Source organism: Pantoea sp. SGAir0215, assembly GCF_043543215.1.
This window is the reverse complement of record NZ_CP028031.1, coordinates 48610-63045: the sequence shown is the minus strand read 5'-3', so window position 1 is coordinate 63045 and position 14436 is coordinate 48610. Positions and strand designations below refer to the sequence as shown.

At 54.3% G+C, this 14436-nt stretch carries 10 protein-coding genes; 6 read left to right on the top strand and 4 right to left on the bottom strand.

Annotated elements, in window-relative coordinates; translation table 11 throughout:
- The first annotated feature begins 26 nt into the window (after positions 1 to 26).
- On the top strand, positions 27 to 1145 hold the full coding sequence (rlmG, locus tag C1N64_RS00340; protein WP_394515187.1) for a 23S rRNA (guanine(1835)-N(2))-methyltransferase RlmG: 1119 nt from the start codon (positions 27 to 29) through the stop codon (positions 1143 to 1145).
- On the opposite strand, the gene C1N64_RS00335 is transcribed toward rlmG, so the two are convergent.
- Both C1N64_RS00335 and C1N64_RS00330 read right to left on the bottom strand, forming a co-directional pair.
- Positions 1146 to 3167, bottom strand: a complete 2022-nt coding sequence (locus C1N64_RS00335; RefSeq protein WP_367143617.1) for an FAD-dependent oxidoreductase — start codon at positions 3165 to 3167, stop codon at positions 1146 to 1148. It abuts the gene before it with no gap.
- A 170-nt stretch (positions 3168 to 3337) separates the two neighbouring features.
- Entirely contained in the window at positions 3338 to 4045 is a 708-nt protein-coding gene (locus tag C1N64_RS00330; RefSeq protein WP_039341911.1) for a polyphenol oxidase family protein, read from the bottom strand.
- Between the two features lie 109 nt (positions 4046 to 4154).
- On the opposite strand from C1N64_RS00330, the gene C1N64_RS00325 reads away from it, so the two are divergent.
- The 4 genes from C1N64_RS00325 to C1N64_RS00310 all read left to right on the top strand — a co-directional run bounded on the left by C1N64_RS00325 (position 4155) and on the right by C1N64_RS00310 (position 9328).
- A complete protein-coding gene (locus C1N64_RS00325) occupies positions 4155 to 4964 on the top strand; it encodes a 5'-nucleotidase, lipoprotein e(P4) family (protein WP_205953708.1) in 810 nt (269 codons plus the stop codon).
- A gap of 571 nt (positions 4965 to 5535) precedes the next feature.
- A complete protein-coding gene (locus C1N64_RS00320; RefSeq protein WP_033739968.1) occupies positions 5536 to 6168 on the top strand; it encodes a carbonic anhydrase in 633 nt (210 codons plus the stop codon).
- On the top strand, positions 6165 to 7640 hold the full coding sequence (locus tag C1N64_RS00315) for a SulP family inorganic anion transporter (protein ID WP_006118229.1): 1476 nt from the start codon (positions 6165 to 6167) through the stop codon (positions 7638 to 7640). The genes C1N64_RS00320 and C1N64_RS00315 overlap by 4 nt, the downstream gene beginning before the upstream one ends.
- Positions 7641 to 7903: 263 nt before the next feature.
- Entirely contained in the window at positions 7904 to 9328 is a 1425-nt protein-coding gene (locus C1N64_RS00310) for a GGDEF domain-containing protein (protein ID WP_033739966.1), read from the top strand.
- A gap of 19 nt (positions 9329 to 9347) precedes the next feature.
- Here C1N64_RS00310 and ddlA read toward each other — a convergent pair whose 3' ends face one another.
- On the bottom strand, positions 9348 to 10445 hold the full coding sequence (ddlA, locus tag C1N64_RS00305) for a D-alanine--D-alanine ligase (RefSeq protein WP_033739964.1): 1098 nt from the start codon (positions 10443 to 10445) through the stop codon (positions 9348 to 9350).
- A gap of 526 nt (positions 10446 to 10971) precedes the next feature.
- Here ddlA and C1N64_RS00300 point away from each other — a divergent pair.
- Positions 10972 to 12549, top strand: a complete 1578-nt coding sequence (locus C1N64_RS00300) for a sensor domain-containing diguanylate cyclase (protein ID WP_033740108.1) — start codon at positions 10972 to 10974, stop codon at positions 12547 to 12549.
- A gap of 27 nt (positions 12550 to 12576) precedes the next feature.
- On the opposite strand, the gene C1N64_RS00295 is transcribed toward C1N64_RS00300, so the two are convergent.
- Positions 12577 to 14358: a GGDEF and EAL domain-containing protein gene (locus C1N64_RS00295; RefSeq protein WP_006118233.1), complete on the bottom strand. Its 1782-nt coding sequence runs from the start codon at positions 14356 to 14358 to the stop codon at positions 12577 to 12579.
- Between the last annotated feature and the right edge of the window lie 78 nt (positions 14359 to 14436).

Below are 14436 nucleotides of genomic sequence, written 5' to 3'. Positions count from 1 at the left end.
CCAAAGTGTACCACGCCGGAGAATTCATGAGCCAACTTGAACTGAACGATCGCACACTGATCCTGCACCGTTTCCCGCAGATGCGTGACGAAAGTCCGTTACAAGCCTGGGATGCCGCTGATGAATATCTCCTGCAGCAAAGCCTGCCGCCTGGTCCAGCGTTAATCTTTAACGACAGCTTTGGGGCGTTAACCTGCGCACTGAACACCCGTCCGCTGTGGCATATCAGTGACTCCTGGCTGAGTCAGCAGGCCACGCGTCAGAACCTGCGCCTGAATGCGCTGGACGACAGCGATGTCCAGTTCCTTGACAGCCTGGCACCGTTGCCGGCCGCACCGGCACTGGTCTTGATCAAAATTCCTAAAACCCTGGCGTTGCTGGAGCAGCAACTGCGCGCAGTGCGTCAGGTTATCACGCCAGAGACCGTGATAATGGCGGCGGGGCGTGCGAAAGAGATTCATACCTCCACTCTGCAATTGTTTGAGCAAATCATTGGTGAGACCAAAACCTCACTGGCCGTCAAAAAAGCGCGCGTGATTTACAGCCAGTTCACCCAGCCTGCGCTGCGCGAAAAATCGCCTACCCAGGTCTGGTCGCTGGACGGTACGCCTTATCAGATCCATAACCACGCCAACGTCTTTTCCCGCTATTCACTGGATATTGGCGCGCGCTTGTTCATGCAGCACCTGCCGGAAAATATTGAAGGCGAGATTGTCGATCTGGGCTGTGGCAACGGCGTGATTGGCTTGATGGCGCTGGCACAAAATCCCGAGGCGGAGGTGCATTTTCTTGATGAGTCATACATGGCGGTGGCGTCCAGCCGGTTAAACGTAGAGATCAACCGCCCGGACGATCTGTCACGCTGTCAGTTCCGGGTCAATAATGTCCTGAGCGGTTATCCTTCCGATACGCTGCATGCGGTCTTGTGTAATCCGCCGTTCCACCAGCAGCACGCGGTGACCGATCACCTGGCCTGGCAGATGTTCCGTGACGCAAAGCGCTGCCTGCAATACGGCGGGGAGCTGCGCATTGTCGGCAACCGTCACCTGGATTATCACCACAAGCTGAAGAAGCTCTTTGGCAACTGCACCCTGGTTGCCTCCAACAAAAAATTTGTGGTGCTGCGTGCAGTGAAAATGCGTTAACTACAGCGTTAACGCCAGCGCGGTGGCCTGGGCTATCGCCCGACGGGCATCCAGCTCCTGCGCGACGTCGGCCCCGCCAATCACCTGCACGGGTTTACCGTTTGCCCGCAGCGCCGCTTCCAGCTCGCGTTGCGGCTCCTGACCGGCACAAATAATCACGTTGTCGACCGGCAGGAGCAGGCGCTCGCCGTCGCGCCGGATATGCAGCCCTTCATCATCAATCGCCAGATACTCAATCCCGCCCCACATTTCAACTCCCCGTGACTGGAGACTGCTGCGATGGATCCAGCCGGTCGTTTTCGCCAGCGTGGCACCGGGCTTGCCGGGCTTGCGCTGAAGCAGCCAGATTTGACGCGGTGAAGGCTGTGGCGCGGGCGCAATCACGCCGCCGCGCTGCGTCAGGCTCTGATCGATGCCCCATTCGCGATAAAAATCCCCGGTGGTTTCGTTTGCGGGCGGTTCAGACAGATATTCAGCCGTATCAAACCCGATCCCGCCCGCGCCAATAATCGCCACGCGTGCACCAACCGGACGCTTATCCGCCAGCACGGCCAGATAGCTCAGGACTTTGGGATGATCAATACCGGGGATATCTGGCGTACGCGGTTTAATGCCGGTCGCCAGGATGACTTCATCGGCGTCTGCCAACAGGGGAGCGGTGACCCGACAGCCTGTTTTGATTACCACGCCCGCCGCCGGCAGACGATGGCGAAAATAGCGCAGGGTTTCGCTGAATTCCTCTTTCCCTGGGATCTGTCGGGCGATATTGAACTGTCCGCCGATCTCATCGGCCGCCTCATAAAGGGTGACCTGGTGGCCGCGTTCAGCCGCCTGTAAGGCAAACGCCATACCTGCCGGACCGGCCCCTACAACCGCCAGCCGTTTGGGCATGTGCGCCGGTGTCACCGGCATGAGGGATTCGTGGCAGGCACGCGGGTTGACCAGACAGGCGGTGACGTGACCGGCAAAGATCTGATCCAGACAGGCCTGATTACAGGCGATACAGGTGTTGATACTGTCGTCATCCCCCCGTTGCGCCTTGCTGACAAACGCGGCATCGGCCAGGAACGGTCGCGCCATGGAAACCATGTCCGCACAGCCATCCTGCAAAAGCTGTTCTGCCACCTGTGGATGGTTGATTCGATTCGTTGCCACCACGGGCACGGCAACGTGTTGGCGCAAGCGGCGCGTGACCCACGCGAAGGCGGCGCGGGGCACGCAGGTCGCAATGGTCGGAATGCGAGCTTCGTGCCAGCCAATGCCGGTGTTAAACAGCGTCACGCCACAGCGTTCCAGCGCTGTTGCCAGTCGTAGCGTTTCGTCCAGCGTACTGCCTTGCTCAATTAGGTCCAGCATCGACAAGCGGAAGATAATGATAAAACGGTCGCCGGTGGCCTGACGGACCGCGCGGGTGACCGCTAAAGCAAACTGCATGCGCCCGGTAAAATCGCCGCCCCAGCGGTCCTGACGCTGGTTGGTGTGCGGTACCAGAAACTGATTAATCAGGTACCCTTCGGAGCCCATGATTTCTACGCCGTCGTAGCCCGCTTTTTGCGCCAGACGGGCACAGTGCGCGAAGTCGGCAATGGTCTGCTCAACCTCGGCGTCGCTCAGTTCCCGCGGCGTAAAACGGTTAATGGGGGCCTGTATTGCAGAGGGCGCAACCAGATCGCGCTGAAAACTGTAACGGCCAGTATGCAAAATCTGCAGCGCGATTTTTCCCCCGTGCTGATGCACGGCGGCGGTGATTTGCCGGTGCCAGTCACACTGTGAATCCTGGTTCAGCACCGCACCGTGTGCGGCGGTCACGCCCTGAGGATTGGGCGACACGCCGCCCGTCACGATCAGCGCCACGCCTTCCCGTGCCCGTTCGCCATAGAATGCCGCCAGCCTGGCCGCGCCATCTTCACGCTCTTCCAGACCGGTGTGCATAGATCCCATCAAAAAGCGGTTTCTGAGCTGAGTAAACCCCAGATCAAGGGGCGTAAACAACGCCGGGTAGGATGAGGGCAGCACAGTCATAATCACTCACAGATAAAGTGGTCGGATGAGTTAGCTTTAACCATTTTTCTGTTAAAAAAAAGTGAAATGGCATCAGGCTGTGAGAAACATCATAAAAGCGGCCTTAGCCGCCACATAAAACGGCCAGGCCGGGGAAATGCAGGGGAAGGCCAGCGGATGTGCGCGCAACCTCAGCGGCGGCGAATCCAGGAATAGCGGGAACGATAGCCACTGCCGTGATGCGTGTTGAAACGGTAGCTGGAGCCCGCCTCGGTAGTGCAATAGGTGCACTGGTGGACAGGGTCAATGTTTTCTGCCGGAATGCCTGCTTTTATCAGCATTTGCGTCGCCAGATACGGTAGATCAAACCAGACACCGCCACGGGTAGCAACGGCCTGGGGGCGCTGAGCGCCGGGATTGTGGGGCTGAACCGCATAATAGCGCAGGGGCAATGGCATGTCGGGCATCTGTTCAATCTCTGCCAGACGCTGACGATCCAGCTCAAAACAGCAGGGAGCCAGCGCCGGGCCAATCGCCACCGTCAGGCTCGCTGGCGTGGCACCGCGTTCGCAAAGATGCGCTACCGCCCGATACAGCACGCCAGCCAGGGTCCCCTGCAGACCCGCATGAACAGCGGCAACCTGTTTCTGCTGGCTGTCGGCAAACAGCACCGGTAAACAGTCGGCAGTGTAAACCGCGACGGGGCGGTGGCCGGTGGCGATCACGCCATCTGCATCACCGCTTTTGGGTGGAATAGTGTGAGTGTCGGTTAACACGACGGCGCTGTGACGCTGATGGGCATAGGCGGCATCATCAGGAGGCGGTTCGCCTGCGGGCTGAAACGCATAATCGACCCAGTCAAGTGCATCAAGCAACGGCGAACGCGGTGTAGCGGACATCCTCATCTCCTGTTGAAACAGCGTGTAATGTTGCTGCCCTCAGCTTACGTTAACTGCTACATTTTTGAAGCGTTACCCACTTAAATCTTTCACACCTTAGGATAAAACGATGAAACATTCAGTGAATTTCGCGCTGTCGGCGGTGGTTGCGCTGGCACTGGCAGGTTGCGCGCAACCTGCCCGACAGCAGGCACAGCAGCAACTGGGGCAACAATCGGTCCTGGCCCTGAACTGGTTCCAGCAGTCCGGCGAATATCAGGCGCTCTGCTGGCAGGCATTCAACAGCGCCCGTCTGGCCTTTGATCAATCGGCTTCGCTGGCGGGCAAGCCTAAAGCGGTCATTGTCGATTTAGATGAAACTATGCTGGACAACAGTGCCTATAGCGCGTGGCAGGTGAAGAATGGCCAGCCTTTCAGCGACAAAACCTGGTCAGCCTGGACACAGGCGCGGCAGGCAAAAGCGGTGCCCGGCGCGGTGGAATTCGCCCGCTACGTCAACAGCCATGGCGGCACCGTTTTTTACGTTTCCAATCGCGATCAAAAAGACTATGCCGCCACGGTGGCCAACCTGCAGCAGCTTGGCTTCAGCGGAGTCAGTGAGAAAACGGTCAGCCTGAAAACCGACTCCTCAAACAAGCAGGCGCGTTTCGATGCCATTAAAAATGCGGGCTACAATGTCGTTTTATATATCGGTGACAACCTGAATGATTTTGGCGGCGCAACCTGGCATCAGGGTAACGCGCAGCGTCGGGCATTTGTCGACAGTAATCACGCGCTTTTCGGTACGCAATTTATTGTTTTACCCAATCCATTGTATGGCGACTGGGAAAGCGGCATGGCGGAAAATTACAATAAGCTGACACCACAACAACAGCTTTCCGTTCGTGAGGCGCGCCTCAACGCCTGGAACGGTAAATAAAATGTCAATATGAAGCGCCTGCACTGGGCGGGCGCCTTCACGTTGGCTCAAATATTTACTTACATCCGTCACTATTTTCACGCAAATTAAATTAACTATCTCTCGCTTTAATTTACCCCTTCATTAAGACGGATTCACTGCCTGCATTAAATAAAGGCGGTTAATCGTGCTATTCATAAATTCTGCATTTAAGACTAATCCTGGTCTGTGGCGTCGCTGTTATTTTAATTACTTAGTTCGCTATGAAAGTTTTGTATTTATTTGTCAATTTATAAATCATGGCGTTAATTTTATGTGTTTGATTTTAAATGAATAAAATTAAAATAACTGCAAAGTTTGGTGGTATGACCTCTTAATATTATTTACGTTTTGATGACGTTAGTTGAATAAAGCCTTACACAGGCAGGCAGTATTTTTGCGCGTGTAATATTCCATGTGCATTGAAAATGATAAGCGGCTATAACCTTTTAATGTGATGGAGTTCAGGTTTCATTAGCCCCTCGGCCAAATAAGGTGAGCGGGTTCACTCCGTGGTTCGCCTGGAAATGATATTCCCGGTAGTTAAGAGAAGATGATTGTGACGACACTTAAACCCTTATTAGCGAAAAATCGCAGTTGGGCCTTACAGCGCCGCCAACGTAACCCCGCCTATTTTGAAAAATCGCTCTATCAGCAAAAACCGCATTCATTATGGATTGGCTGCTCAGACAGTCGGGTACCGGCGGAGGTGTTAACGGGTTCCCATCCTGGCGAGCTGTTTGTTCATCGTAATATCGCCAATATGGTCGTGGCGGAAGACGACAACCTGCTGAGTGTTCTGCAATATGCCGTCTTCTTTCTTGGCGTGAAGCGCATTGTATTAAGCGGTCACTATGGTTGCGGCGGCGTTCAGGCGGCTCTGAATCTGCCCGGCAGTCCGTTAGCGACGGAGGATTCTGCACTGGCGCGTCGTATTACCTGTTTGCGCGACGGCCTGGCAAGCCATCTTGGCGACCCGACGGCGCAGGAAACAGAGGGTGAGAAACTGAACCGTCTGGTGGAGGCAAACGTGCGGGTGCAGTTTGCCAGGCTGGTGGCTTCCGACCCTGTCCGTCAGGCCTGGCAATCTGGTCAGGAACTGGATGTGTTTGGCTGTGTTTACGACCTGCAATCGGGTCATCTTAAAGAGTTGATTCAGCAATCTGCAGAGGAGTCTTCACCATGAATCTGGATACGTTACGCCGCGATGTGCCGGCAGGGCTGGTTGTGTTTCTGGTCGCACTCCCGCTCTGCCTCGGTATTGCTCAGGCCAGCGGTTTACCGCCTTTTGCCGGCTTACTGACCGGTGTGATTGGCGGGATAATCGTGACATCACTCAGTCCGTCACGCTTCGCCGTCAGCGGTCCTGCGGCAGGACTGGTCACTATCGTGGTCGCCTCGATGGCCACGCTGGGAAGTTTTTCCGCGTTTCTCACTGCGCTGATCATCGCCGGGCTTTTACAGTGCCTGTTTGGTCTGCTGCGCGCTGGCCGTTTTATTGCACTCGTGCCCGGTAGCGTGATTAAAGGTATGCTGGCGGCGATTGGCCTGCTGCTGATCATGCAGCAAATACCGGTGGCGCTAGGAGCCGGCGGCAGCGTAAAACTGGTGTCGCTGGTAAACGGTGAAATGACCTTTTCGCTCTCGGCGCTGTTGGTGTCGTTGGTGGGCTTGTTCATTTTGTTTGCGTGGACAACCGGCCCCATCAAGCGCATCAAGGCGATAGCCTGGATCCCGGGTCCGCTCTTTGCGGTTCTGTTTGGCTGTGGGGTGACAGTATTGGGGGCGCGACTGTTCCCGTCACTCACCGACGCCTTACCGCGTATTTCACTGCCCGCTTTTGACAGCGTTTCGGCGATGATAGCCGAACTTGAAACGCCGGACTGGATGGCCTGGCAAAATCCGCAGGTGTGGGTTGTCGCGGTGACGCTGGCGCTGGTGGCCAGTCTGGAAACGCTCCTGAGCCAGGAAGCCCTGAAAAAGCTACGTCCGCAAAATCCTGCGCCATCGCCCAACAGAGAAATGTTTGCTCAGGGCATTGGTAACATAACCGCGGGCTTCTTGGGTGCAATGCCCATCACGGCGGTTATTGTTCGCAGCTCAGCAAACGTCAACGCAGGCGCACAAACCAAACTGTCCATTTTGCTTCATGGTGTGATGTTGCTGATTTGCGGTATGTGGTTTAGTGAGATGCTGAATGCCATTCCGCTTGCCAGTCTGGCTGCGGTCCTGCTCTATACCGGTTATAAGCTGGCTGCACCGCGACTGTTTATCGAACAGTTTCGTATGGGCGCACAGCAGTACGTCCCGTTCCTGGCGACGATTATTGGAATTATCACGTTGGGAATGCTGGTGGGAATCGGCATAGGTATTGCCACTCAAATTATCTACAGCATCTACAAGAGTCATCGCAACGCCTTGCAGCTTACGCGCTATGACGACCACTATGTGCTGCGTTTTCAGCAAAATTTGACGTTTTTACACAACCCTAAACTTCAGGGACTGCTGGAAAAAATTCCCGAAAATAGCGTGGTAATTGTTGATAACGATAATGCAGAATACATCGATCCGGATGTAAAAGCCGTGTTGAAAGATTTTGGTGAAAATGCTGATAAACGAAACATACGCCTGAGTCAGTGGCCGGTGGCGGTGAAATAACCAGACATCGGTATTCTGGAATTTACAGCAGAAAAATCGGATATCTCGGATATCCGATTTTTTTATTTGTAAGACATAATAGGCAGGGATGTCTGCCAGCCCATTCGTTACCGGTAACCTGTTTCAATACCCTGACGTTCGCCTGTTTACTGTTGTTTTTCTCTGAATGGCGCAGACACGAATCAGGCTTTAATGATGATGATAACGCCACATACTTTGTGGGCGGCGAGGTAGTGAGCCTCTTTGTGACAAGGTCCGGACGTATGCGCGCTAAGCTGTTTGAAGAGCATAATGCTAAAAAGAGTGCCTTCTGGCTGTTTATGATTACGCTGATGTTTTGTTTCGTTGGCGGTCATCTGCGCATTCCCCACGATTTATCCCTGTTCTGGCCGGTAAACGTGTTTATTGCCGGTATGATGCTGCGTTATCCCTTCCTTCACCGAACCCGTTTTTATCTTATTTGCTTTAGTGCGATGGTATTTAACGATACGGTCTTTTCGGGCTGGACGTTACCGGCATTTACGCTCAATGTCGCCAATATTCTCTTTATCCTGATATGCGTACTAGTGATGGGAAAACAGTATCAGCATGATTCCAGCAGTGAACGCATCTCGAATGCCTTACGGATCTTCCCCGCCTGCCTGCTGGCGGCGTTCGGTTGCGCCACCTGGGGCGCGCTGGCACAGGTAGGCAGTGTCAATGCCGCGTTCGCCGATGCCTGGATGAACTGGTTCAGCGAACAGTTTTCGACCGGCTTAATGCTGTTGCCGTTTCTGTTGACCCCAAACTGGCGCGTGATGTTCTCAGGGCTACGGGTAAAGGTGGGGACGATTCTGCCGCTTATCGCCGTGGGGCTGTCCTTAACGACGGGGGCCTTAATGGGCGGCGCAGGCAGCCTGACGCTGCCGGTGCCGGCGTTAATCTGGTGCGCCATTGTCTTGCCCATCCCGCTCACCAGCCTGGTGACACTGATAACCGGCATCAGCCAGATCATTTTGGTTTCCCATGGCGTCATGCATATCCAGGGCGATTCAAGCCTGCTGCCCATCAGTCATCTGACGTCAGCGCGACTGGGCGTGGCTACGCTTGCCATCAGTCCTCTGATTGTGGCGGTCAGCGTGGATGCTATCCGTCAGCTCAATGAGCGGCTGGCTCTGCGCGCCGATTACGATTTTCTTACCCAGTTATTATCGCGATCCGGCCTGTATGAAAGACTGCGTAACGAGCCCAGCTATGCGCAACGTCAGGTCGGCGTGATCCTGCTGGATGTGGATTACTTTAAATCAGTCAACGACAATTTCGGCCATGATGCGGGCGACAGCGTGCTGGAAGAGATTGCCCGCCGCATTTCGCCGCTGGTTGGCAGTAAAGGGCACATTTGCCGTTTTGGCGGAGAAGAATTTGTGGTGGTGCAGTTCGATCTGTCTCCGGAGAAAATCTATTCGCTGGCGGAGGGGATTCGGCAGAGCATTGTCCGCGAGAAATTTGTGCTGCAGGGCAATGCCGTCACGGTCACGGTGAGCCTGGGCCTGGCAAATGGCGAAGCCCAACCGGGTACGGCCTGGGCTGAGACGATTAACAACCTGATCTCCGCAGCCGACAAAAATCTCTATATTTCCAAGCGAAATGGTCGCAATCAGACATCGCCGGGCAAAGCCCATAATGAAATGACCAGCGACGTTGCCTGAGCAGGTCGCTGGACGCACATTAATGAATACTGGTTTTCAGCAGGGCGCTCTGTTGATGGCGTGCGATAGCCAGTTCAATCAGTCGGGTAATCAGGTCCTGATAGCTCAGGCCCGCCGCCTGCCACAGTTTGGGATACATGCTGATATTGGTGAAACCGGGTAGTGTATTCACTTCGTTGATCACGATTTCGCCTTCCTCGGTATAAAACACGTCGACACGCGCCATGCCAAAGCATTCCAGTGTGGTAAATGCCTTAATCGCAACCTGGCGAATCGCCGCATCGACGTCCGGTGGGATGGCGGCAGGAATCACCGTTTGTGCGCCGGTTTCGCTGATGTACTTTGTGTCGTAGGAATAGAAGCCTTCTTTCACCACCACTTCGCCACACGGGCTGGCCTGTGGCTCTTCGTTACCCAGCACCGCACATTCGATCTCCCGGCCTTTAATGGCTTTTTCAATCAGGGCCTTACGATCGAACGTAAACGCCATTTCCAGCGCGGGCAGGAGCGCTGCGGCATGGGTCACTTTACTTACGCCCACCGAAGAGCCCTGATTGGCAGGCTTAACAAACAGCGGCAGGCCGAAGCGGGCGATGACGGCTTCGGTGTCCAGTTGGTTCAGCTGTGAAGACGTGACGCTCAGCCAGGGGGCAACCTGCAAGCCGGCATCGCGTAACAGGCGCTTGGTGAAATCCTTGTCCATGCTGACCGCCGACCCCAGCACATCCGACCCGACAAAGGGCAGCGACGCCATGCGCAGTAACCCCTGCAGCGCGCCATCTTCGCCTTGCGTACCGTGAACCACCGGAAAAATGACATCCAGCTGTGACAGGGAATGCGCATCGTCACGGGCAATGAGTGGCTGCTCAGGTTCGCCGGGAATCAGGGCAATCTGTTTTGCCGTGCGATTGAGGGCAATCAGTGACGGATTTTCTGCATTCAGCAGGAAGCTGGAGGCGTCATTGAGGTGCCATTGCCCTTGTTTGTCGATACCCAGTAGCACGACCTCAAACCGGGTCTTATCAATGGCATCAACGATATTTTTTGCTGACTGCAACGACACTTCATGTTCTGAAGATTTCCCGCCAAAGACGATGCCAACCCGCTGTTTTTTCATCAAAGGTATCCACATAAACGCAAATCACTACCATAGCATGCGCATTGTCATAAAAAACAGCCGAACGAACGAGAGCGCCTTCTGTTGTGCGTCGTGATCAGTACGCCGGGCAAGGTTGGAGAGAAAGGGGGAAGACACGCGATTCAGACCGCTTGCGACGCTTCATTACTTCGCAAGGAGTAGCGCCTGAATTTCTTTCAGCGTACTCCTCAACACGGGGTTAACGAACTGACGTATATTTAAGAAAGAATCTGCCATCGAATAACTGGATTATTTTGTTTAAGGCAAAATAATTAACTACTCTTATAGCGGTATTGCGTGCGGGGCCACTATGATTGATGCCAGCTCAGATGACGCCTCAACACGGTGAGAATCTGCACACAGGTAAAAAAGTGTCGCTTGTTGCCTGCGGATGAATTCTGCCACTCATTCAGTACTGTAGAGAACAAAAGTGACGTTTATTCTGCCCTTTGTCTGGCTGATTAGCGTTTACTATCTGCATAATTTATTCTCAGCACATCCCGTTATGTATCGCAGAAAAATCCATCTTCGAACGTTACTCACCGCGTTATCGATAGGAAGTGTCATTGTGACTTCCGGCTTGCTGCTGGGCGCGCTGTTTCTTTTTCAAAAAAGTAATATTGAAGAGTCGCTGCTGGACAGCAATATTGCCTATGCCCGTAAGCTGGCCGACACCACCGATCACTATCTTGCCATTGCCCAACGTGAACTGGCCTGGAGCGCCGGTCAGATCGCTGACCTGAATAACGTTCAGCTGTTACATCGCGAAACTACGCGCCTGTTACAACAGTCAGGTTTTTTCAACTCGGTAGTCGTGCTGGATAACCATTCCATTATCGCCTCCATCTCGCCTGAAAGCCTGTCTCTGCTGGGTGTTAAGGTGGACACCGCTGAAACGGAACAGGCGAATAAGCTACAAAAACCGTTTATTTCTTCGCCTTTTATCTCACCCTCGGGCAACTATGTGGTCTTTATCTCGCATCCCCTGTTTGCGCATGACGGTCATTATCTCGGCTTTATTGGGGGAACGATTTACCTGAAAAAACAGAGTATGTTGAGTGACATCCTGAGCCAGCATTATTACGGTGATGGCACATCGGTCAGTATTGTCAGTGATGATGGCACGATTATTTTCAGTCAGGATCCGACGCGTGTCGGGACGCGCATGGCGTTAAGTCAGCCGTTACAGAAACGCCTGGCGGCCACGATGAGCGGCCAGTTTATGATTCAGGACGCGGGCAAAAAGTACCTTATCGGTTACGCCAGCCTGCAAAAAACGGACTGGAATATCTTTATGTCCGGTACCTCAGAAACGGTAAATGGCCTGATGATGCATACGGCCAGAAATGCCTTCTGGTTTATTCTGATCATCATCGTCCTGACTGCAACCTGCATGGCCTTTCTGGCGTCCCGCATCTCTTATCCGCTGGAAAAACTGGCAGGCATGGTGCGTGACGGGGGAAGTGAGGCCAGCCCGGATCCGCTGTCATCCGTTAACACCTGGTACAACGAAGCTGACAGATTAAGAGAAGCGGTTCAGCATCACCGGCGTGCGGTCGCAGGGCATGTTGCGGACCTGAACGATAAAGCCATGACCGATCCGCTGACCGGATTAAATAACCGTCGCGGTTTCTATGCACAGGCGGCTCAGCACCGCGAGGAGCCTGTGCAGAGTGCGATTGCCATCGATATCGATCACTTTAAAATCATCAACGATCGCTATGGACACGATGCTGGCGACAAAGTCCTGGTGAGCCTGGCGGGTTTGTTAAGAAAGCGCTGCCGTACGCTGGATGTAATCAGCCGGTTCGGCGGCGAAGAGTTTGTGCTGCTGCTGCCGGGCACCTCTATGGGCGACGCGGCCGCAATGGCAGAACGCATCCGTGAGGCCGTCAGTCATACGGTGTTCCCGTTTATCAACAGCATGACGGTTTCCCTCGGCGTCGCTACCTTAAACGGTTTGGGCGACGACGCCTCACTACTCAGGCGGGCAGATGAAGCGTTGTACGCGGCGAAAGACGAAGGCCGTAACTGCGTCATGGTGAACCATGAGGGGAACATTTCTCGCTATCCTGCCAGGTAACGCCGTGGACGTGAACCCAACGGCGTCTTAACACATTTCGCGGAGTTTCCAGTGCAGCCAGTGGTCCAGTTCGCTGTCTGCCAGGGGACGGGAATAGAAAAAACCCTGGGCCTGATCGCAGCCATATTCCGTTAACGCTTCCACGGTATCGACACATTCCACGCCTTCGGCCAGTACCACATAATCCAGCTCTTTCAGCATGGTAATAATATTACGAGCAATAATGCGTGAGGCCATATCGGATGAAAGCTCACTAATTAGCGAACGGTCCAGCTTGATCACATCCAGCGGCATCCGGCGCAGATAACTGATATTGCTGTAGCCGGTACCAAAATCATCAAGAGAAATGCCAAAGCCGCGCAGTTTCAGCATCTCAAGCCCCCGCATGGACGAGGGGCTCTCAACAATGCGCTCCGTTTCCAGACACTCGATTCCCAGCAGGGAGGTGGGGAGTTTTGCCTTAAGCATTTTCTCTTCCAGACTATCCGCAAAACCGTCAAGCGAGAAATCGCGCTCACTCACATTAATCGTAACAGGCAACTGGATACAGCTGTTGCGCAGGCGCTTCAGGCGGGCGATAACGTTGTCAATCACCCATGATGTCAGGGCAGTAAGGGTTTCGGTCTGCTCAGCAAGCGGGATGAAAGTGGCCGGTGAGAGTTCGCCTCGTTCAGGATGATGCCATCGAATCAGGGCTTCAAGCCCGATGGGTTTACCGCTTTGCAGGCAAATTTTAGGCTGATAAACCAGATAAAGGCCCACATCTTCGCGCAGCGCGCGCGCCAGATCGTTGATTAACGTGAAATCCTGCGTACGTCTGATATCCGTGGCTTCACTAAAGCGTAAAGAGGGTAAACCGCGCCCAATGGCCTCGTGCAAGGCGCTGACCGCCTGGCGCAGGGTTTCATGGGGCGGGAAAATACCGGAGACGAAATCGACCTCGCCGGTGTGGGTGCTGAGCCCCACTGACAGGCCTTCACCCAGGTCGGCGCTGATGCCTTCCATCTGACAGGCGACCCAGTGCGCACTGATGCGGCTGTCCGCACGCGTCAGCACCGCAAAACGCCCGGTGGCAACAGTATAAATAATGTCACTGGCCGCAGGACGCAGCCGAAGGGGCAAAAGGGTAGCGACATCCTTGAGCAGGCTTTCAACGGGCCCCATGCCCATCGACCGGGCCAGTTCATAGGCGCGCGGCATATCAATACAGTCAATCAGGACCAGGCGGCGTAAGGTTGTGTCGCCTGCTGCCGATAAATAATGCATGTCACGAATCAGGCGCTGGCGGTTGGGCAGCCCTGTCACCGGGTCGACAAAGCCCGCAGAATGCCAGGCCTCCAGAAACGACATCACTAATGATGACAGTAACTGAAGCGTCGTAATTTGTGAGGCGCTGAAGGGGTGCGGTTGAACATCCGTGACGCACAGCGTACCCAGGTTTATGCCATCACGGTTTTTCAGTGGGACGCCCGCATAAAACCGAATAAAGGGCGCCCCAACGATCAGGGGATGGGCCGCAAAGCGGCTGTCGAGATAGGTATCAGGCACGACGACGGCGGTGTCACCATCTACCGCATAGCGACAAAGTGAATCCTCCCGGGATGAACGTTCCAGCTTAAAATTGTGTGAGGCACGCACATACTGAAACTCATCATCAATGATAGAAATAAAACTGCCGGGAATGTTCAGTGCCTGACTGGCCAGTCTGACAAATTTTCTCAGTATGTCATCCCGACTTTCATCAGGATGACGAAGTGCCTCAAGGGCACGGATGCGGCGTTCAGGATCGCCGTCGAGACTCATAAGCATGTGTGTCCTCCGCTCCGTACTGATAACGGCGCGAAATTAAAAAGAAAAAGTGTCGGATAGAAGCACCGCAACGCTGGC

What these genes read in the sequence shown, in the direction of transcription:
- rlmG (WP_394515187.1), top strand. Translation starts at nt 27, where the DNA reads ATGAGCCAACTTGAACTGAACGATCGCACACTGATCCTGCACCGTTTC.
- C1N64_RS00335 (WP_367143617.1), bottom strand. Translation starts at nt 3,167, where the DNA reads ATGACTGTGCTGCCCTCATCCTACCCGGCGTTGTTTACGCCCCTTGAT.
- C1N64_RS00330 (WP_039341911.1), bottom strand. Translation starts at nt 4,045, where the DNA reads ATGTCCGCTACACCGCGTTCGCCGTTGCTTGATGCACTTGACTGGGTC.
- C1N64_RS00325 (WP_205953708.1), top strand. Translation starts at nt 4,155, where the DNA reads ATGAAACATTCAGTGAATTTCGCGCTGTCGGCGGTGGTTGCGCTGGCA.
- C1N64_RS00320 (WP_033739968.1), top strand. Translation starts at nt 5,536, where the DNA reads ATGATTGTGACGACACTTAAACCCTTATTAGCGAAAAATCGCAGTTGG.
- C1N64_RS00315 (WP_006118229.1), top strand. Translation starts at nt 6,165, where the DNA reads ATGAATCTGGATACGTTACGCCGCGATGTGCCGGCAGGGCTGGTTGTG.
- C1N64_RS00310 (WP_033739966.1), top strand. Translation starts at nt 7,904, where the DNA reads ATGCGCGCTAAGCTGTTTGAAGAGCATAATGCTAAAAAGAGTGCCTTC.
- ddlA (WP_033739964.1), bottom strand. Translation starts at nt 10,445, where the DNA reads ATGAAAAAACAGCGGGTTGGCATCGTCTTTGGCGGGAAATCTTCAGAA.
- C1N64_RS00300 (WP_033740108.1), top strand. Translation starts at nt 10,972, where the DNA reads ATGTATCGCAGAAAAATCCATCTTCGAACGTTACTCACCGCGTTATCG.
- C1N64_RS00295 (WP_006118233.1), bottom strand. Translation starts at nt 14,358, where the DNA reads ATGCTTATGAGTCTCGACGGCGATCCTGAACGCCGCATCCGTGCCCTT.